At 63.4% G+C, this 18,276-nt stretch carries 17 protein-coding genes; 6 read left to right on the plus strand and 11 right to left on the minus strand.

Translation table 11 applies throughout. The annotated features are described in order from the left end of the window. Window positions 1–323: 323 nt before the first annotated feature. Both AAFX91_RS03885 and AAFX91_RS03890 read right to left on the minus strand, forming a co-directional pair. Window positions 324–1,313, minus strand: a complete 990-nt coding sequence (locus AAFX91_RS03885; RefSeq protein ID WP_130578373.1) for an MBL fold metallo-hydrolase — start codon at window positions 1,311–1,313, stop codon at window positions 324–326. A 128-nt stretch (window positions 1,314–1,441) separates the two neighbouring features. Then, window positions 1,442–1,972 carry a DedA family protein gene (locus AAFX91_RS03890; protein WP_130578372.1) on the minus strand — a complete coding sequence of 177 codons (531 nt, stop codon included), beginning with the start codon at window positions 1,970–1,972 and terminating at the stop codon, window positions 1,442–1,444. A gap of 178 nt (window positions 1,973–2,150) precedes the next feature. On the opposite strand from AAFX91_RS03890, the gene AAFX91_RS03895 reads away from it, so the two are divergent. The 4 genes from AAFX91_RS03895 to AAFX91_RS03910 all read left to right on the plus strand — a co-directional run bounded on the left by AAFX91_RS03895 (window position 2,151) and on the right by AAFX91_RS03910 (window position 6,647). Then, window positions 2,151–2,519 carry a hypothetical protein gene (locus AAFX91_RS03895; protein WP_130578371.1) on the plus strand — a complete coding sequence of 123 codons (369 nt, stop codon included), beginning with the start codon at window positions 2,151–2,153 and terminating at the stop codon, window positions 2,517–2,519. Between the two features lie 140 nt (window positions 2,520–2,659). After that, the gene (gene parE / locus AAFX91_RS03900) at window positions 2,660–4,717 is read left to right on the plus strand and encodes a DNA topoisomerase IV subunit B (RefSeq protein WP_394565594.1); all 2,058 of its coding nucleotides are present in this window, start codon (window positions 2,660–2,662) and stop codon (window positions 4,715–4,717) included. Window positions 4,718–4,933: 216 nt separating this feature from the next. Beyond that, window positions 4,934–5,713 carry an outer membrane protein gene (locus tag AAFX91_RS03905; protein ID WP_394565595.1) on the plus strand — a complete coding sequence of 260 codons (780 nt, stop codon included), beginning with the start codon at window positions 4,934–4,936 and terminating at the stop codon, window positions 5,711–5,713. Between the two features lie 163 nt (window positions 5,714–5,876). Then, window positions 5,877–6,647 carry an SDR family NAD(P)-dependent oxidoreductase gene (locus AAFX91_RS03910; RefSeq protein WP_130578368.1) on the plus strand — a complete coding sequence of 257 codons (771 nt, stop codon included), beginning with the start codon at window positions 5,877–5,879 and terminating at the stop codon, window positions 6,645–6,647. A 1-nt stretch (window position 6,648) separates the two neighbouring features. On the opposite strand, the gene AAFX91_RS03915 is transcribed toward AAFX91_RS03910, so the two are convergent. Further along, window positions 6,649–7,899 (minus strand): FAD-dependent oxidoreductase, encoded by a 1,251-nt coding sequence (locus AAFX91_RS03915; RefSeq protein ID WP_130578367.1) that lies wholly within the window; start codon window positions 7,897–7,899, stop codon window positions 6,649–6,651. A 206-nt stretch (window positions 7,900–8,105) separates the two neighbouring features. Next, window positions 8,106–9,575 carry a caspase family protein gene (locus AAFX91_RS03920; protein WP_245475899.1) on the minus strand — a complete coding sequence of 490 codons (1,470 nt, stop codon included), beginning with the start codon at window positions 9,573–9,575 and terminating at the stop codon, window positions 8,106–8,108. 537 nt (window positions 9,576–10,112) lie between these two features. Here AAFX91_RS03920 and AAFX91_RS03925 point away from each other — a divergent pair. Both AAFX91_RS03925 and AAFX91_RS03930 read left to right on the plus strand, forming a co-directional pair. Then, window positions 10,113–11,528, plus strand: a complete 1,416-nt coding sequence (locus AAFX91_RS03925; protein ID WP_282527952.1) for a DEAD/DEAH box helicase — start codon at window positions 10,113–10,115, stop codon at window positions 11,526–11,528. Between the two features lie 212 nt (window positions 11,529–11,740). Next, a complete protein-coding gene (locus AAFX91_RS03930; protein WP_130584209.1) occupies window positions 11,741–12,808 on the plus strand; it encodes a GGDEF domain-containing protein in 1,068 nt (355 codons plus the stop codon). A 186-nt stretch (window positions 12,809–12,994) separates the two neighbouring features. Here AAFX91_RS03930 and AAFX91_RS03935 read toward each other — a convergent pair whose 3' ends face one another. The 7 genes from AAFX91_RS03935 to sufC all read right to left on the minus strand — a co-directional run bounded on the left by AAFX91_RS03935 (window position 12,995) and on the right by sufC (window position 18,233). Then, window positions 12,995–13,423: a TfoX/Sxy family protein gene (locus tag AAFX91_RS03935; protein ID WP_130584211.1), complete on the minus strand. Its 429-nt coding sequence runs from the start codon at window positions 13,421–13,423 to the stop codon at window positions 12,995–12,997. Window positions 13,424–13,593: 170 nt separating this feature from the next. Beyond that, window positions 13,594–13,983: an iron-sulfur cluster assembly accessory protein gene (locus AAFX91_RS03940; protein ID WP_130584210.1), complete on the minus strand. Its 390-nt coding sequence runs from the start codon at window positions 13,981–13,983 to the stop codon at window positions 13,594–13,596. Window positions 13,984–14,104: 121 nt separating this feature from the next. Then, a complete protein-coding gene (locus AAFX91_RS03945; RefSeq protein WP_130578795.1) occupies window positions 14,105–14,518 on the minus strand; it encodes a VOC family protein in 414 nt (137 codons plus the stop codon). A 6-nt stretch (window positions 14,519–14,524) separates the two neighbouring features. Then, window positions 14,525–14,899: an SUF system Fe-S cluster assembly protein gene (locus AAFX91_RS03950; RefSeq protein WP_130578796.1), complete on the minus strand. Its 375-nt coding sequence runs from the start codon at window positions 14,897–14,899 to the stop codon at window positions 14,525–14,527. Then, window positions 14,896–16,143, minus strand: a complete 1,248-nt coding sequence (locus AAFX91_RS03955; RefSeq protein WP_130578797.1) for a cysteine desulfurase — start codon at window positions 16,141–16,143, stop codon at window positions 14,896–14,898. Before AAFX91_RS03955 ends, AAFX91_RS03950 begins: the two co-directional genes overlap by 4 nt. Then, entirely contained in the window at window positions 16,140–17,465 is a 1,326-nt protein-coding gene (gene sufD, locus AAFX91_RS03960; protein WP_282527955.1) for a Fe-S cluster assembly protein SufD, read from the minus strand. Before sufD ends, AAFX91_RS03955 begins: the two co-directional genes overlap by 4 nt. 18 nt (window positions 17,466–17,483) lie before the next feature. Further along, on the minus strand, window positions 17,484–18,233 hold the full coding sequence (gene sufC, locus AAFX91_RS03965) for a Fe-S cluster assembly ATPase SufC (RefSeq protein ID WP_130578799.1): 750 nt from the start codon (window positions 18,231–18,233) through the stop codon (window positions 17,484–17,486). Window positions 18,234–18,276: the final 43 nt, after the last annotated feature.

Raw genomic sequence — 18,276 nt, forward strand, 5'->3', positions numbered from 1 at the left:
CGAACTCCGGAGGTGGCTAGGAGCCGCCAGACCGACCGCGTTTCTTTTCTTGGGAAAGATGCCGCGGGAGGTGATCCGGCGGCAGAGGCGATGATCTTAAACGCAGACGACCGCCCATACCGCGCAAGCGCGGCTGCGGCGGGCGATGAAATTGGTCGCAGCATGGATCATGCGTGAGGCTATAGGGGTGCGGGGCCTGATCGTCAAGGCGCAACGCCGTCAATCCGGGGCGACGCGGTAGCGTCGAACCCGGAATCTCCCGCCGCAACTTCCGGGTTCGCGCGCTAAAGGCGCACGCCCCGGAATGACGAGCGTGGGGCCATTCAGATCACGGGATTCCACGGCACCGGGATCACCCGATAGCCATTGCCGTCCTTCTCGACATTGGCGAGGCCGGGGAATGGATAGTGGAAGCCCTGCAATTGCAGCTTCTCGGCGGCCACCATGTCGTAGACCCGGCGACGGGTCTTCTCGGCCATGTCGGCGTCCTGATCGAAGAAGGCGTGCCAGCCCGGATTGGTCGCGAACGGATTCGGATTGTTGGTGACGTCGGACTGGATGAATACCTTCCCTGAACCCGACGACAACACGTAGGAGGTGTGACCCGGGGTGTGGCCGGCGGTCTCGACCGCGAGCAGTCCCGGCGCGACCTCCTTGCCCCATTCGTAGGGCGTCACCTTCTTCTGAAGGCTCGCCTCGAAGATGCTGCGGTTGTTCTTGAAAAGATTCTGCATGCGACCGGCCGGAGCGCGACTCATCTCGCCATCGTCCATCCAGAACTTCCACTCCACGGCAGGCACCAGCACCTCGGCGTTCGGAAACGCCGGCGTGCCGTCCGCCGTCAAGAGACCATTCACATGGTCGCCGTGGAAGTGGGAGATCACGACCATGTCGACCGCCTTGGGATCGAATCCCGCCGCCGTCATATGGTCGATGAACAATCCGTTAGCGCCTTTGCTGCTGACCTTGCCCGTGGGGCCGTTGCCGGTGTCGAGCACGATGAGCTTGCCGCCGCTGTTGATCACGAGCGGGGCGAAATGGATCGTGAAGACATCACGCGGCAGGAACGCCTTTTCCAGTGCCGCGTTCACTTCCTCCTTCTTCGCATTGGTGATGAAGGAGTCTTCCAGCTTGAAAACGTTCTTGCCGTCGGACACCACGGTGACCTGGATGTCACCGACCTTGTAGCGGTAGAAGCTCGGCGCCTGCTTGTCCGCGAGCGGCGCCGCGGCCTGTGCGGGAATGTTCGGCAACAGCGGCGCAGCAGCAATAGCGGCTGCGCCCGCGAGGGCGTGACGACGTGTGATTTCCATGATGCTCTCCCAGTGAAACGATGACCGCGGTAATTCCGCGTTGGCTTCCTGCAAGGACCCAATCCACCGAAAATGGAGCGCCCGGTATCGACGGGGCTAACCCCCGCCTCGGGCGCTTATTCCACGTCTCACACCGTTCGCCACAACCACTCGGCGATGTGCGCCATCACGTCCCCGAACAGCAGCAGCACCGCCGACCACACCAGCGCGGAGATGAAATTGGCGATCTGGAATGGCCAATATGACATCTCGAAGATACCGGCCGCGAGCGGAACCGAGGCGCGCAAGGGTCCAAAGAAGCGGCCAATGAAGATGCTGGGCACGCCCCATTTGCGCACGAAGGCTTCGCCGCGCGGCAGGATCTCCGGATAGCGCGATAGCGGCCACATCTGCGCGACCTTTTCCTTGTAGCGGTAGCCGAACCAATAGGAGACCCAGTCGCCGAGTGCCGCGCCGATGCCGCCGGCGATCCAGACCGGCCAGAAGCTGATACCACTCACCCCGATCAGCGCACCGATCGCGACCAGCGCGCCCCAGGCCGGGATCAGCAGCGAAACGAACGCGAGCGACTCGCCGAACGCCAGCACGAGCACGATTGGCGCGGCCCAAACCTGGTGGTGGCGCACGAAATCGGCCACGGCACGCGCAAATTCTTCCATATAATGAACGCCTTCCCCGCCCCGCTCTGGTGGCTTGAACCTTTCTGCGGGCTCATAGCCTAAGGACAGGTAAGCCAGCCCCTTGCGTGACAATCAAGTCACAAAGCCGAAGGAAGGGGCGTGATTTCAGGTCCCGGCCCCAAGGCCGCAGCGTTTTCCCACAGGATGAGGTTTTTTGATGATTGGATCGTTGATGATGTGCGTGAGTGCCGTCGTTCTACTGCTCGGGATGCTGGGCGGCATTGCCATGGGCATCCAGCAAAATTTCACCCTGGCGCCGGCGCATGCCCATCTGAATCTCGTCGGCGGCGTGCTTTTGTTCCTGTTTGGGCTCTATTACCGCCTGATTCCGGCCGCCGGGGCGACGATGCTGGCCCGGATCCAAGGCTGGATGCACATTCTGGGCGCGATCCTGTTCCCCGCGGGCGTGGCCGTCGTGCTCCTGAAGGGGTCCTCGTTCGAGATCGCCCCGGTCGTGGGCTCATTGCTGGTGGTCGGCTCCATGGCCCTGTTTGCCCTGATCGTGTTCCGCACCTCGCGCGCCTGATCGAGAGTTCCTACCTATTTCTGTGACCGCCGGGCGAGGCATCGATTGCCGCTGCCCGGGCGGTCACTTTTTAAGCCTATCCGTGTCATAGTCAGAATGACTGATTCGCTGCGCGCTGTTTGCGCAATCTATGAAGAGCCATGTCCAAATCACTGAAATCCGCTGCAAAAACCAAATCCAATGACGACCTGTTCGGCGGTGCCGAGCCTAAAGGTCGAGCGCCGCTGAAGGTCGCTGCGCGCTCGGGTTCCGCTGAGGCTGACTATACCGCTGCTGATATCGAGGTGCTCGAAGGGCTGGAGCCGGTCCGCCGGCGGCCCGGCATGTATATCGGCGGCACCGACGAAAAGGCGCTCCACCATCTGTTCGCCGAAGTCATCGACAACTCCATGGACGAGGCGCTGGCGGGGCACGCCACCTTCATCGAAGTGGAGTTGACCGCGGACGGTTTCCTGACGGTCACCGACAACGGCCGCGGCATCCCGATCGATCCGCACCCGAAATTCCCGAAAAAGTCCGCGCTTGAAGTCATCATGTGCACGCTGCATTCGGGCGGCAAGTTCGACTCCAAGGTCTATGAGACCTCGGGCGGTCTGCACGGCGTCGGCATTTCCGTGGTCAACGCCCTCTCCTCGCGGCTCGAGGTCGAGGTGGCGCGCGGCCAGAAGCTCCACCGCATGACGTTCGAGCGCGGCCATCCCAAGGGCAAGCTCGAAGACCTTGGCAAGGTCAGCAACCGCCGCGGCACGCGCATCCGCTTCAAGCCCGATACCGACATCTTCGGCGCCAAGGCCACGTTCAAGCCGCAGCGCCTGTTCAAAATGACGCGCTCAAAAGCGTATCTGTTCGGCGGTGTCGAGATCCGTTGGCATTGCGACCAGGAGCTCTTGAAGGGCGTTGAGGATGTGCCGGCGGAGGCAACCTTCCACTTCCCCGGCGGATTGAAGGATTACCTCGCCGCCGCGATCCATGCCGACACGCTGGTGCATCCGGACATCTTCTCCGGCAAGTCGGGCCGCAACGGCGCCCACGGCGCCTGCGAATGGGCGGTGGCTTGGACGGCGGATGCCGACGGCTTCCTCTCCTCCTACTGCAACACGGTTCCGACCCCCGATGGCGGCACCCATGAATCCGGCATGCGGAGCGCACTGTTGCGCGGCCTGAAGGACCACGCCGAGCGCGTCGGCCAGGGCAAGCGGGCTGCGTCCGTGACCTCGGAAGACGTCATGGTGGGCGCGGCGGTCATGCTCAGCGTGTTCGTGCGCGAGCCGGAATTCCAGGGCCAAACCAAGGACCGGCTGGCCACGGCGGAGGCCCAGCGCATCGTCGAGCAGGCGATCAAGGATCCGTTCGATCACTGGCTGTCGGGCAATCCGGTGCAGGCCAACCGGCTGCTCGATTTCGTGATCGACCGCGCCGAGGAGCGGCTGCGCCGCCGCCAGGAGAAAGAGGTCGCGCGCAAGACCGCAGGCAAGAAGGCCCGCCTGCCCGGCAAGCTCGCCGATTGTACCGACGCCGGACTTGCAGGTTCCGAGCTCTTCATCGTCGAAGGCGACTCGGCCGGCGGCAGCGCCAAGCAGGCGCGCGATCGCAAGCTGCAGGCCGTGTTGCCCCTGCGCGGCAAAATCCTCAACGTCGCCTCTGCCGGCAAGGACAAGCTGATGGGCAATGTCCAGCTCAGCGACCTCGTGCAGGCGATCGGCTGCGGCACCGGCGCGCATTACCGCGAAGAGGATCTGCGGTATCAGCGCATCGTCATCATGACCGACGCCGACGTCGACGGCGCCCATATCGCGTCGCTGCTGATCACCTTCTTTTACCGCCAGATGCCACGGCTGATCGACGAAGGGCACCTCTATCTGGCGGTGCCGCCGCTCTACAAGCTCACCCACGGCTCCAAATCGGTCTATGCCCGCGACGACGCGCACAAGGACGCGCTGATCAAGAGCGAGTTCAATGCCAACGCCAAGGTCGAGGTCAACCGCTTCAAAGGCCTCGGCGAGATGATGCCGGCGCAACTCAAGGAAACCACGATGGACCCGGCCAAGCGCACCATGCTGCGGGTCGTTCTGCTTGCCGACGACCGCGAGGGCACCGCCGATTCGGTTGAGCGATTGATGGGCACCAAGGCCGAGGCGCGGTTCGCCTTCATTTCCGACAAGGCTGAATTTGCCAGCGACGACCTGCTCGACGTCTAGTCATCGCCTTCCAGTCTAACCCTATGTACACGCGGCAGATTTTTGATCCTGCCGCGGTACGCAGGCCGCTCCGGGCCGAAGAGTACCGGAGCGTTTTCAGGCGAGTGTGCCTGTCCCGCAACAGCATTCCTGGTTGAAATAGCTATAGTTTGTGCAGCTACGGAATGGAATCGACGCAGCCGTCAGGCGCTCGTCATGCAAGTTGGGGATTTGGACATGAAGAAATTGGCGCTCGCTGTGGCCGCGGTTGCAGCACTGACGGGGTCGGCCTCGGCGGCTGATCTTGGCGCTCGGCCGTATACGAAGGCGCCACCGCCCGTTGCACCGGCCTATAACTGGACGGGCTTCTACGTCTTTGGCGGTGGCGGCGGCGGTCTGTGGAACGCCGACAGCAACATTGAAACCACCGCTGGTGGGATTCCGCTGTCGCGCGACACGCGGCTCGGTGGCGACGGCTGGTTCGGTACCGTTGGTATCGGTTACGACTGGCAGTTCAACGGCCGGTGGGCTGCCGGCGTGTTTGCCGACGGCCAGTTCGGCAGCCTTCGCGGTTCGCTGACCGATCCAATCGGCAATATTGAGGGACGCCAGAAGCTTCGGACCAGCTATGCGGCTGGTGTGCGCCTCGGCTATCTCGTTGCACCGAATGTCTACTCCTACGTCAACGGCGGCTATTCGGGCTCGGAATGGTCGAGCACGGCCATGAACGACCTGGCCGGGAACCCGACCGGAGTCACCACTCCTTCCTTCCGTCGTGATGGCTGGTTCGTCGGTGGCGGCGTTGAGAACAACCTCGACATCTTCGGCATCAGCGCACCCGGCTGGTTCATGAAGACCGAATACCGCTCCGCGTTCTACGACCGCATCTCCCTACCGGAGTCGTTCGTTGGTGTGCCGACGGGAATTTCGACGACCTTCAAGCCATGGGTGCAGACCATCAGCACCTCGATCGTCTACCGCTTCAACTGGGGCACCCCGTTCGTCGCCAAGTACTGATCTCTGCTGAACTAGCAGGCAGAAGCCCCGGCATTGTCCGGGGCTTTTTTGCGTCTGCGGCTGGCGCTCGTTGCAAGGCTGGCACGTCTGCGACATCCAGGGCTGGCAAAGGCGCGCCCGAGTCGGCATCTTCCCCCAATCTCAACAGAAGCGGAAAATAACAATGGGAACGCCCCTCTTCGACCTTACTGGCAAGGTTGCGATCGTCACCGGCGGCAATGGTGGAATCGGACTTGGAATGGCGCGTGGGCTGGCCGATGCCGGCGCTGCGATCGCCGTCGTCGGCCGCAACGAAGAGAAGTTGGCGGCCGCGGTCGCCGAACTCCAGCAGCGCGGCGGCAAGGCCGTTGCAGTCGCCGCCGATGTGACCGACGGCAAAGCCGTCGCCGACATGGTGGCGCGCGTCGAAGCCGAGCTCGGGCGGATCGATATCCTCGTCAACAACGCCGGCATCAATATCCGCAAGCCGCCGCATGCGCTCGATATCGGCGAATGGGATAGCGTGATCGCCACCAACCTCACCAGTGCCTTCCTGTGCTCGCAGGCGGTCTATCCGGCGATGAAAGAGGCCGGCGGCGGCAAGATCATCAATATCGGCTCGATGATGTCGATCTTCGGCGCCAGCTTCGCGCCGGCCTATGCCGCCAGCAAAGGCGGCATCGTGCAGTTCACGCGCTCCTGTGCCTGCGCCTGGGCGGCCGACAACATCCAGATCAACGCGATCCTGCCCGGCTGGATCGACACCGACCTGACCCGGCGCGGCCGCAGCGAGATCGCCGGGCTGCATGAGCGGGTGCTGGCGCGCACGCCGGCGGCGCGCTGGGGCGATATCGGCGATCTCTCAGGGATCGCGGTGTTCCTCGCTTCGCCGGCTTCCGATTTCATCACCGGCACCGCCATCCCCGTCGATGGCGGCTATTCGATCATGGGCTGATTCAGGAGAGCGCGGGCGACTGCACATGTTCGGGGCGCACGCCGATCCCGACGAAGCGCGCGGTGATGCCCTGCAGCCAGGGTATGGCGGTGACCAGCCGCACCACTAGCGGAACCTTGACCGGCTGGCCGGCTGGCCCGAGCGCAGCGCTGATGATCTTGTTCTGCACGATGGTCTGCATCGTCTGAGTCATCTTCATCGGAAATTCGCGCCGCTGACGCACCGCGTCGAGTTCATCCTCGGTCGGACAGCCGCCCGCAAGCTTTGCCGCCAGCAGATTGGCGGTCGCGACCGCGTCCTGCACCGCCAGGTTGACGCCGACGCCGCCGACCGGCGACATCGCATGCGCGGCGTCGCCGATGCAGAGCAGCCCCGGCAGCGTCCAGCGCTTCAGGCGATTGATCGCAACCGTCAGAAGCTTCACGTCGTCCCAGCCTTTGACATCGGACATGCCGGACTTCAGGATCGGCGCCAGCCGCACCACGTCATCCAGCAGCGCCGCAAGTCCCCTCGCCTTGACGGCGTCGTATTGTCCCTTGGCGATGACATAAGCGCATTGCCAGTAATCGCCGCGGTTGAACGTGACCATCATTTTGCCGGGCTCGACGCGCGCGAACAGGTTCTCGTTTTCGTCCGGCCGCCGCCCGACGCGGAACCACAACACGTCCATCGGCGCGCCAATCTCCTCGACCGCAAGGCCGGCGCGCTCGCGTACTGTGGAGTGACGGCCGTCGCAGGCAATCGTCAGATCGGCCTCGATGTCGAGCGCCCCCTCCGGCGTCGTCGCCCTCACGCCGGCGACCGCTTCGCCATTGCGGATCAGATCGATCGCCTCCGTGCTCATCAGCACCTGCAGCGAGGCGAAACGCCTGCCGTTCTCACGCAGGAAGTTGAGAAAGTCCCATTGCGGCATGAAAGCGATGAACGGGTATTTTGCGTCGACGCGGGAGAGATCGGCGATCCGGACCTTGGTGCCGCCGAACATCCCTTCGAGCTTCTGCAATTCCTGGTGCGGCAGCTTGAGGAAGCCGTCGATCAGCCCGAGTTCATCCATCACCTGCAGGGTCGAGGGATGCACGGTGTCGCCGCGAAAGTCGCGGAAGAAGTCGGCGTGCTTCTCCAGCACCACCACATCGATGCCGGCGCGGCCCAGGAGATAGCCAAGCATCATGCCCGCCGGGCCGCCACCGACGATGCAGCAGCGCACCTTTATCCGGCGCGCTGACGGGTGCTGCGTCACGTTGTCGACCATGATCTGTCTCCACGCCGCATCGATCTTCACGTCGATTGTAGTGTAAGCATAGCGTCCGAGACACGCTCAATTTGATGAAATCGCTCTCCGCCGCCGTGCCCCGCGAACGCGGGGCATCCAGTATGCGCCAGCCTCTCCATTAAACTCAGGCGCCTCTGCAATACTGGATCGTCCGGTCAAGCCGGACGATGACGAGAGAGACGAGCTTAGCGGCGGAACGTCTTGATCTCCGACACGCTGCCGTCGCGATAGGTGAGCTCCACCGAGACCGACTTGGTCTGCGGCGCAAGCTTCAGATAGGGCTGCGCCTCGTGCGGGATCACGCTGGGGTCGCGGGCATCGCAGGGCGGCATCTTCAGCACCTTGTCCGGCACCGCGCTGTCGATACCGACGCGCGCCTCGCGGATCGCGCAGCGATAGGACATCAGATGGGTGTAATAGACCAGGAGCCCGTTGAACTCGCGGAACGACAGCCAGCTCGTCGCTGTCATGTCGAGGATCTTGCGCTGGTCGCGGATCAATGCCGCTTCGGGGTCGAACCGGATCGGAAACGGCCCTTGCATCTCGCCTGCCGCATCGACATAGCGGACCTGGATGGTGCCGGCCGGCGCATCGGCGGCCAACTCGATCGACGGATTGGGCATCCGCTTGCGGGTGCGCGGATCGAGTGTATCGATGAACCCGGTCTCGCGGAAATCGCCGCTGTCGCCCATCCGCCAGGAGATTCCGAGCGCAGGGTCCGCGAGCGAGAACACCACCGTCCAGCCGCCATTATGGCGGGAGAAACTTGCGATCGGCGCGTTGACGGAATCGTCCTTCGGAATGCGCGGCACCGAAACCGGCGGCAATGCTGCAAGCTTCTGCGGTGCCTCGGCAGCTCCCGCCATATCCGGCCCTTTCGCCATGCCGTTCAGGAACACGTCGTCCACCATCTGGTCGAAATAGACCGGGATCTGCTTGTGCCTGATGGTCTCGGCCGCCTCGCTGACCAGACGCCGCGTGTGCTGGGCGACCTGGACGAGATTCTTGCCGGGCTGCAGCAACTCCTTGGCGAAGGTACGGGTGAACACCGAATTGGGATTGGTATCGTCGTTCGACAGCCGATCGAGGGCGGTCTGGCGCGGGCCTGCCGAGAACACCGAGAACACGCCCTCCGGCAACTGCGTCATCGGCGCCAGTCCGCCGCCGCCGGCGACTGCGCGCGTTCCCGGCCGCTCGAACGGATTATTGCGGCAGGCGTCGAACACCAGGATCGAGGTGCGCGCCTTCTTGTTCTGCAGGCGCTCGACGATGCGGTCGGCGAGAACAGAGGCGTCGCGCACCAATTCTTCCTGGCCCTCGGTCGCCGCCGGCACGTCGGTCGGCAGCAGGAAATTCTGGCCGGCGATCTCGAAGCCATGGCCAGCATAGAAGAAGAACGCGGTGTCGCCGGGCTCGATCGCCTTGTCGAAGGCGAGCAGCGTCTCGGAGAATTGCTGCCGGTTCTGGTTCTCGGCGATCATCACGGAGAAGCCGAGCTGCTTCAGCGTGTCCCCCATGGTGCGGGCGTCGTTGACCGCCTTTTGCAGTTTCGGGACGTTTTTGTAATCATTGTTGCCGACGACCAGCGCCACGCGCTTTTCCGCACGCGCCGGCGCGGCGAGAGTTGCCGATGCCAGGGCAATGCCCGCGACCATCAGAACTCTCGAAAGAAAGCCAGCCATTCTCTGCCCCGTCTCACTAGATCATGATCCGATTAGACGGAATCGGATCATGATCTCATCTCTTTGTTTGAGCATGATCTCCGCGCAAACGCTTCGCGTTTGTCGCGAGGGAAAACCGGTTTCCACTTTTCCGGATCATGCTCTGGGCGCCCCGTAACGCGCGACCGTCGATGCCATAGTCGGTACACCGCCCCAACCGGTTCAGTGTACGAGGTTTCGCGCTCCGTCAGTACCGCCCCGCCGTTTGACGGCCAAATGACAGCTCGCCCGTTATTTGTGCGAAAACATTAAGCTTTTTCGGCCATTTAGGCGGTTCCCAGATTGACTTTGGCGATTTCGAACCTATGTTCCGGTCAACGCGGCCTTGGATCGAAACGCGATTCCCTGAGTTTGCCGCCCGTCAGCGTCAGTCAGAGCCCCCGAGCTTTTTTGAGAAGCGCGCCGTTTCGGGGCGAAACGCGGCAGCCTTTTTACCCTCGATTCCGAACGGCGGTGTCGACAAGAGGCTCAATGTCTTTTTCCAATCTCGGCCTTTCCGACAAGGTCTTGGCTGCCGTAGCGGCCACCGGATACACCAATCCCACGCCCATCCAGGAACAGGCGATTCCCCACGTTCTCGCCCGCCGCGATGTCCTCGGCATCGCCCAGACCGGCACCGGCAAGACCGCGGCCTTCGTGCTTCCGATGCTCACCATCCTCGAGAAAGGCCGGGCCCGGGCAAGGATGCCACGGACCCTGATCCTCGAGCCGACGCGCGAGCTCGCCGCCCAGGTGAAGGAAAACTTCGACCGCTATGGCGCCGGCCAGAAACTCAACGTGGCGCTCCTGATCGGCGGCGTCTCGTTCGGCGACCAGGACAGCAAATTGACCCGCGGCGTCGACGTCCTGATCGCAACCCCCGGCCGGCTGCTCGACCATACCGAGCGCGGCGGACTATTGCTCACCGGCGTCGAGCTGCTCGTGATCGATGAAGCGGACCGCATGCTGGACATGGGCTTCATCCCCGATATCGAGCGCATCTGCAAACTAGTGCCCTTCACCCGACAGACGCTGTTCTTCACCGCCACCATGCCGCCGGAAATCCGGCGCATCACCGAGGCCTTCCTCCACAACCCCGTGAAGGTCGAAGTCTCCAAGCCTGCCACCGCCGCCGTCACCGTCACGCAATCGCAGGTGCCCGCGGGGCGCGAGCCGCACCAGAAGCGCGAAATCCTCCGCCGCCTGCTGCGCGGGGCCAAAGATCTCAACAACGCGATTATCTTCTGCAATCGCAAGCGCGAAGTCGCCGTTCTTCACAAGTCGCTGCAGAAGCACGGCTTCAGCGTCGGCGCGCTGCACGGCGACATGGACCAGTCCGCCCGTACGGCCGCGCTCGATCAGTTCCGCAAGGGCGAGCTGCCGCTGCTGGTCGCTTCCGACGTCGCCGCCCGCGGCCTCGACATCCCCGCCGTCAGCCACGTCTTCAATTTCGACGTCCCCCATCATCCCGACGACTACGTTCACCGCATCGGCCGCACCGGCCGCGCGGGCCGCACCGGTACCGCAATCTCGATCGTCACGCCGCTCGACACCAAGTCGGTCGCTGCGATCGAGAAGCTGATCGGCCAGCCGATCCCGCGTGCTGAAGGCGACTTCACAATTCAATCGGATGAGAACGAGACCGACGAGCAGCCGCGCGAGGCGCGGCGGCGCGACGGATCGCGCGAGCGCAGCGGCCGCAACTCGCGGCGCGAACGTGAGCCGCGAGTTGGTCACGGCCGCGATAGCCGCAATGCCAATTCGCAGCCGCCGGCCGCCACTAGCCCGCGCGTGCCTTCGATCGGCCGTCCGGAGCCGCGACGCACGCAGCGCGACGTCGACTCAGAGCCGGCCGATCATTCGCATCTCCCTGCGTTTCTGCTGCGCCCCGTGCGGGCCCGCGTCTAGCGCTTTGCACAGCGTCGGCCCGGATCAGGCCGACGCCCTAATCTCTTGGCTTGGTTCGTTTTTTTCGTGCCGCCGATTCTTCCATCAGAATCGTCGGCGCGCGGCGTGCGATTCCCCTATTTACGGGGCGTTCATTATCCTCCATTAGCGTGGCAACGATACTTTTAGTTATTGCGGCTGAGCGGCGCGGCTCGGCATTGGGGACTTGATCAGTGGTCAAGCTGCTGGACGAACACGAACGCACGATGGCTTTTGCCGAGGTTGCGCTTGGCCAGATCAGGTCGCTTCGTCAGACCGCCGTCCCCCGCAATTACGAAATCTGGTACGTCTATGCGACCGGATACAACGCTCCGCTCAATAAGATCATCAACGAGACTCTGGCGCGCAACGGCAAGCTGAGCGAAGCCGATCTCGAGCAGATCTACGAGACCTATCTCTCCCACATCAAGACCTCCGATCGTATCGACAAGGTCGGCGCGCGTGTCATCGGCGAGATCGACGATGTCGTGACGCTGATCTCGGACGCGCTCGGCATGTCTGCGAGCTACGACGCAAGCCTGAGCGGCGCCAGCGAAAGGCTCGCGAGCGTGAAGAATCGCGACCAGCTCAAGCCGATCATCGAGCAGCTTGTGAAGTCCACGCACGAGATGCGCGAAACTAACAAGGCGCTCGAGAACCGCCTGGCGCTGTCAAAGACCGAAATCAGCAATCTCCAGCACAGCTTGGAGGCGATCCGCGCCGAGAGCCTGACCGATCCGCTGACCGGACTCGGCAACCGCAAATATTTCGACCGCTCGATCGAGATGGCAGTGCAGACCGCGATCGCCAATGACCAGCCGCTGTCGCTGCTGATGTTCGACATCGACCATTTCAAATCGTTCAACGATTCCTACGGCCATCTCACCGGCGACCAGGTGCTGCGGCTGGTCGGCATGTCCTTGAAGCAGACCATCAAGGGCCAGGACATCACCGCGCGCTACGGCGGCGAGGAATTCGCGGTCGTGCTGCCCAACACCAGCCTACGCCAGGCGCTGACGGTGGCCGACCACATCCGCCGCGCCGTGATGGCGAAGGAATTGAAGAAGAAATCCACCGGCGAGATTCTCGGCCGCGTCACCATCTCGGTCGGTGTCTCCCTGCTGAAGGCGGGCGACGACACGGATGCGCTGATCGAACGTGCCGACGCCTGCCTCTATGCCGCCAAACGCGCCGGCCGCAATCGCGTGGTCTGCGAAGTCGACCCCGAATACACCGCCGAGATCCGCAGCCGCGTTGCTTGACGGCTTCGCGGCGGTTTTCGCGTTTTCCAGCATGCTCTTTCCCCGTCATTGCGAGCGAAGCGAAGCAATCCATCTCACCGCTTGTGGAGACATGGATTGCTTCGTCGCTGCGCTCCTCGCAATGACGGGCTGGAGCTGCGTAGGGTGGGCAAAGGCGCACTTGCGCCGTGCCCACCATCGCACGCGCTATCTGGAACGGTGGGCACGCTTCGCTTTGCCCACCCTACGACTTGGCGTCTTCTTGGCTTTCTTCGCCGAGGCCTTCTTCGCCGCCTTCCTCCCCTTCGGCCGCTTGCGCAACGCGGCGCGCTGCGCGGCGGCGAGTGCGGCCCTTGCCCATTGCGCCAGCTCTTCCGAATCGTCGAACAACCGCGCCGGCAACTGCCAGTAGGAGTTCACCGTAACGGTCCGGGTGCTCGTCTGATATTGGAACGGCTTCGAGCCTTCCGCTTCAAACCGCGGAATGGTCTCTTCATCGGCACGGAAATAGAGCCCCGCGCGCAGCGACAGCGCGAAGTTGGTACCGTCAGCGGAGATGCCGTAGCCGGAAAACATGCGGCGGATGGTGACCGGGCCGAAATCGGCAAACAGGTCGATCAGGAATTCGCGGTCCACGACAGCCCCCACTGCAACCCCTCATGGTGAGGAGCGCGCCAGCGCGTCCCCGGACGATGCTTCGCATCGCCTTGAGAACCATGAGGCCCCGCTCTCGCCCGTGGCCATCCTTCGAGACGGCCGCAGCGCGGCCTCCTCAGGATGAGGTTAGCGCAAGCTGCGGCAGCTCGTTACACCTTCGCCGGCGTGAGCTGCACCGACTCGCCGCAGCCGCAGGCAGAAACCTGGTTCGGGTTGTTGAAGATGAACTGCGCCTGCATCTTATCGGCCTTGTAGTCCATCTCGGTGCCGAGCAGGAACAGGACCGCCTTAGGATCGACCAGGATCTTCACGCCCTTGTCCTCGACCACCTCGTCCGTCGGCCGGATTTCGTGGGCGTATTCGACCGTATAGGACTGACCGGCGCAGCCGCCATTCTTGATGCCGACGCGAAGGCCGACGATCTCAGAATCGGCGCGCTTGGTCAGTTCCGTGATCCGCGCTGCCGCGGCGTCCGTCAGCCTCATCACCTGCGGGCGCGGCCGCGGCTTCGGCTTAGCAACTGGTGCGATGGTGTCCATTGCGGCGGCTCTCTCCCTACGACGCAGAGCGGCAAAGTCTGTCGTCTCAAAAATAACAACGAAATTCCGGCTGTGAAGGTCTCATGTTCGCAATTGGCTAGAACTTCTCCGAACGCCTCGCCTAGTAGATGGCCCATACTCCCGGTGTGACCAGTTCCAGCAGGTGATTGTCCGGATCGCGGAAGTAGATGCTCTTGCCGCCGCGCGGCCAATCGGTCCTGCCTTCGATCGCAACATCGTGCTCGCCGAGCCGCTTTTCCCAGGCCGGCAGTTCGTCCGCGGCGATGGCAAAGGCCGCATGGATCGGGCCGTTGCCGTTGTGCGGCGGAATGGTGCCGCCCGGCAGATGAACCGTCTCGAGCGTGGCGCCGCGACGAAACAGCAGCAGCACATTGCGGCCTCCTATGTCGAAGGCCATAAACCGCGAATCGCTCGTCAGCGGCTCAAGGCCAAGCACATCGGTGTAGAACGCACGGGCGCGGTCGAGGTCATCGACATAGAGTGCGGTCTCGATGACACCGGATAGCTTCGGCAATGACCCTCACCACATGTTGAGCACGAGACGGGCCTCGTCGCTCATCCGATCCGGCGTCCACGCCGGCTCCCAGACCAGGTTGACGTTGACGACGCCGATGCCGGGAACACTGGCCAGCGCATTCTCCACCATGGTTGGCAATTCGCCGGCCGCCGGGCAGTTCGGCGTGGTCAGCGTCATCAAGACGTCGACGCTGCGGTCGTCCTTGAGATCGACCTTGTAGATCAATCCGAGCTCATAGATGTCGGCCGGGATTTCCGGGTCGAACACCGTCTTCAACGCGGCCACGATCTCCTGGCTGAGACGCTCGGTCTCTTCCGGCGGCAAGGCGGAGCTCGTCTCCACATGGGCGGTTTTGACGTCGTCGGCTGTCTCGGTCATGCGAACAATTCCCCGGCCTTGATCAAGGCTTGCGCCAGATGGTCGACCTCTTCCCTCGTATTATACATGCCGAACGAGGCCCGGCACGTGGCTGTGACATTGAACCGCTCTAAGAGCGGCATCACGCAATGGGTGCCGGCGCGCACCGCAATGCCTTGGCGATCGATCACGGTCGCGACATCATGGGGGTGGGCGCCCTTCATCTCGAAGGAGATCACCGGCCCCTTCTCCCGGGCGGTGCCGATCAGCCGCAGCGAATTGATCTCGCGCAGGCGCTCCTGGGCGTAGGTGAGCAGGTCGTGCTCATGGGCGGCGATGCGCTCCTTGCCGATCGAATTGACGTAGTCGATCGCAGCGCCGAGCCCGATCGCCTGGACGATCGGCGGGGTTCCGGCCTCGAATTTGTGCGGCGGGTCGCCATAGGTGACCCAGTCCTTCGCAACCTCGCGGATCATCTCGCCGCCGCCGTTATACGGCCGCATCGCGACCAAGTGCTCATGCTTGGCATGGAGCACGCCGATGCCGGTCGGGCCGTAAACCTTGTGGCCGGTGAAGGCGTAGAAATCGCAGTCGAGGTCCTGGACGTCGATCGGCAGATGCACGGCCCCCTGCGCGCCGTCGACCAGCACGGGAATGCCGCGCGCATGCGCGATCCTGACGACCTCCTTGACCGGAACCAGCGTTCCGAGCGCGTTCGACATCTGCGTGATCGCCACCAGCTTGGTGCGCGGCGAGAGGAGCTTCTCGAATTCCTCGATCAGGAAATTGCCGTCGTCGTCGACCGGCGCCCATTTGATGACAGCGCCATACCGCTCCCGCAGGAAATGCCAGGGCACGATGTTGGAATGGTGCTCCATGATCGAGAGCACGATCTCGTCGCCCTGCCCGATATTGGGCTCGCCCCATGACGAGGCGACCAGGTTGATCGCCTCGGTGACGTTGCGGGTGAAGATGATCTCTTCGCTGCGCCGCGCGTTGACGAACTTCGCCACTTTGGTGCGGGCGCCTTCGTAAGCCTCGGTCGCGGCATTGGCGAGGTAGTGCAGGCCGCGATGCACATTGGCGTATTCGGTCTTGTAGGCCTCGGCCATACGGTCGAGCACCGCGTTCGGTTTCTGCGCGGAGGCCGCGTTGTCGAGATAGACCAGCGGCTTGCCGTAGACCTTAAGCGCCAGCGCCGGAAAATCCTCGCGCACCCGCGCGATGTCGTAAGCGCCATTGGCGACCGCCGGATGCGTACTCATCCCCGTGCCTCCAGCCAGCGCTGTGCCGCCGCGATCACATGCTCTCGCAGCGAATCGTTCGCGATCGATTCGATGGCCTCGCCGACGAAGGCCTGGATCAGGAGCGCCTGCGCTTCCTTCTCGGGAAGACCGCGCGCACGCAGATAGAACAACAGGCTTTCGTCCAGCGCGCCGGTGGTCGCGCCATGGCCGCAGGTGACGTCGTCGGCAAAAATCTCGAGTTCCGGCTTGTTGTCGGCCTCGGCCTCGTCGGAGAGCAGGAGCGCCCGCGTCATCATCTTGGCGTCGGTCTTCTGCGCGTCCGGACGGACGACGATGCGGCCCTGGAACACCGAGTGGGCGCGGTCGTCGATCACGGCGCGGAACACCTCGCGGCTGGCGCAGTGCGGCACCGCGTGATCCATGAACATCGTGGTGTCGGCATGCTGCCGACCCTTGATCAGATTGACGCCGTTGGTGTCGACCCGCGCGCCCTCGCCCGCAAAGACGATGGTCGGCTGATAGCGGCTGACACCAGCGCCCGAGACCATGCCAAAGGTGTTGAGCTGCGCATGCGCGCCGAGCGTCACCGCGGCAGAAGCAATGTTGAAGGCCTCTAACCCGTCTTCGATCAGGCGGAGATGATCGAGCCGCGCATTGTCGCCGAGCGAAACGATCAGGGAGTCGTAGGTCTGATACGCCTTTGCACCTTCGGTGGCGACGAAGCTTTCCACCAGCGTCGCACTCACATCGCGGCCCAGCCGGAGCAGCGAACGCGTGAACATCGCAGCCGGTGCGCCCACGCTTGCGACATGGACCACGTGCAGCGGCTGCTCCAACACGGTGCCGTTGGCAATTTCGATCACGACGCCGTCGGTCGCCATCGCCGTGTTCAGCGCGATCATGGGATTGGAGTTATCTGATGCCAGCAACTCGCCCTGTAGCGGGCCGTCCCCCGCCTCCAGCACCTCGCGCAGCGTGCGGACCGAAAGGCCCTTCTCGCCCTTGCCGAGATCGGAAAGCTTTGGCGCGAACACGCCATCGACCAGCACGAGCCGCCGCGTGCCTTCGATCGTATGCAGCTTGAGCGCGGCTTCCGCGCGCGACAGAGCCGCCGCATCGGGTGCAGCCGCCAGCGGCAACACCTCGCGCATCAACGCGCGCAGGTCGGTATATTTCCAGTCCTCGATCCGGCGGTGCGGAAGGCCCGCGCCCTCAAAGGCCTCAAAGGCCTGCCGCCTTTGCTCAGCGACCTTGCCGGAGCCAGGCAACCGCTCGCGCGCGAGCGCAAAACTGGTGCTCACCGCGCGCCCGGTATCGGTTTTTGCCAACACGACGTTCATCACGAATTCCGTTCAGGCTTAGGCGTCTTCGAACTGCGCATAGCCGGATTCTTCCAGCTGCAGCGCCAGTTCCTTGCCGCCAGTCTTCACCACCGAGCCCTTGGCCATCACGTGCACATAGTCCGGCACGATGTAGTTGAGCAGCCGCTGGTAGTGGGTGATCACGACCATGGCACGCTCGGACGAACGCAGCGCGTTGACACCGTCGGCCGCGATCCTGAGCGCGTCGATGTCGAGACCTGAGTCCATTTCATCGAGGATGCAGAGGCTCGGCTCGAACAGCGCCATCTGCAGGATCTCGTTGCGCTTCTTCTCGCCGCCGGAGAAGCCGACATTGACGCCGCGCTTGAGCATGTCCTGCGGAATGCTGAGCGACTTGGAGACCTCGCGGACTTTCTTCAGGAAGTCCGGTGTCGAATATTCGCTCTCGCCGCGCGCCTTGCGCTGCGCGTTCAGCGCAGTGCGCAGGAAATTCATGGTGGCGACGCCGGGGATTTCGACCGGGTACTGGAACGCCAGGAACACGCCCTTGGCGGCGCGCTCGTCGGGCGCCATCTCCAAGAGATCCTCGCCGCGGAACAGGATCTGTCCGCCGGTGACCTCATAGCCCGGCTTGCCGGCGATGACGTGCGAGAGCGTCGATTTGCCGGAGCCGTTCGGCCCCATGATCGCGTGCACCTCGCCGGGATTCACGGTCAGCGACAGGCCATGGAGGATCTCGCGATCCTCGACACGGACCTGCAGGTCTTTCACTTCAAGCAATGCCATTACAGTTTTCCTAGATGTCACCCCGAGGCGCCGGTACGGCAGG

The organism is Bradyrhizobium sp. 31Argb (genome assembly GCF_043638955.1).
In the GTDB taxonomy this organism is placed as follows: Bacteria; Pseudomonadota; Alphaproteobacteria; order Rhizobiales; family Xanthobacteraceae; genus Bradyrhizobium.

What these genes read in the sequence shown, in the direction of transcription:
- AAFX91_RS03885 (WP_130578373.1), bottom strand. Translation starts at nt 1,313, where the DNA reads ATGGAAATCACACGTCGTCACGCCCTCGCGGGCGCAGCCGCTATTGCT.
- AAFX91_RS03890 (WP_130578372.1), bottom strand. Translation starts at nt 1,972, where the DNA reads ATGGAAGAATTTGCGCGTGCCGTGGCCGATTTCGTGCGCCACCACCAG.
- AAFX91_RS03895 (WP_130578371.1), top strand. Translation starts at nt 2,151, where the DNA reads ATGATTGGATCGTTGATGATGTGCGTGAGTGCCGTCGTTCTACTGCTC.
- parE (WP_394565594.1), top strand. Translation starts at nt 2,660, where the DNA reads ATGTCCAAATCACTGAAATCCGCTGCAAAAACCAAATCCAATGACGAC.
- AAFX91_RS03905 (WP_394565595.1), top strand. Translation starts at nt 4,934, where the DNA reads ATGAAGAAATTGGCGCTCGCTGTGGCCGCGGTTGCAGCACTGACGGGG.
- AAFX91_RS03910 (WP_130578368.1), top strand. Translation starts at nt 5,877, where the DNA reads ATGGGAACGCCCCTCTTCGACCTTACTGGCAAGGTTGCGATCGTCACC.
- AAFX91_RS03915 (WP_130578367.1), bottom strand. Translation starts at nt 7,899, where the DNA reads ATGGTCGACAACGTGACGCAGCACCCGTCAGCGCGCCGGATAAAGGTG.
- AAFX91_RS03920 (WP_245475899.1), bottom strand. Translation starts at nt 9,575, where the DNA reads ATGGTCGCGGGCATTGCCCTGGCATCGGCAACTCTCGCCGCGCCGGCG.
- AAFX91_RS03925 (WP_282527952.1), top strand. Translation starts at nt 10,113, where the DNA reads ATGTCTTTTTCCAATCTCGGCCTTTCCGACAAGGTCTTGGCTGCCGTA.
- AAFX91_RS03940 (WP_130584210.1), bottom strand. Translation starts at nt 13,983, where the DNA reads ATGGACACCATCGCACCAGTTGCTAAGCCGAAGCCGCGGCCGCGCCCG.
- AAFX91_RS03950 (WP_130578796.1), bottom strand. Translation starts at nt 14,899, where the DNA reads ATGACCGAGACAGCCGACGACGTCAAAACCGCCCATGTGGAGACGAGC.
- AAFX91_RS03955 (WP_130578797.1), bottom strand. Translation starts at nt 16,143, where the DNA reads ATGAGTACGCATCCGGCGGTCGCCAATGGCGCTTACGACATCGCGCGG.
- sufD (WP_282527955.1), bottom strand. Translation starts at nt 17,465, where the DNA reads ATGAACGTCGTGTTGGCAAAAACCGATACCGGGCGCGCGGTGAGCACC.
- sufC (WP_130578799.1), bottom strand. Translation starts at nt 18,233, where the DNA reads ATGGCATTGCTTGAAGTGAAAGACCTGCAGGTCCGTGTCGAGGATCGC.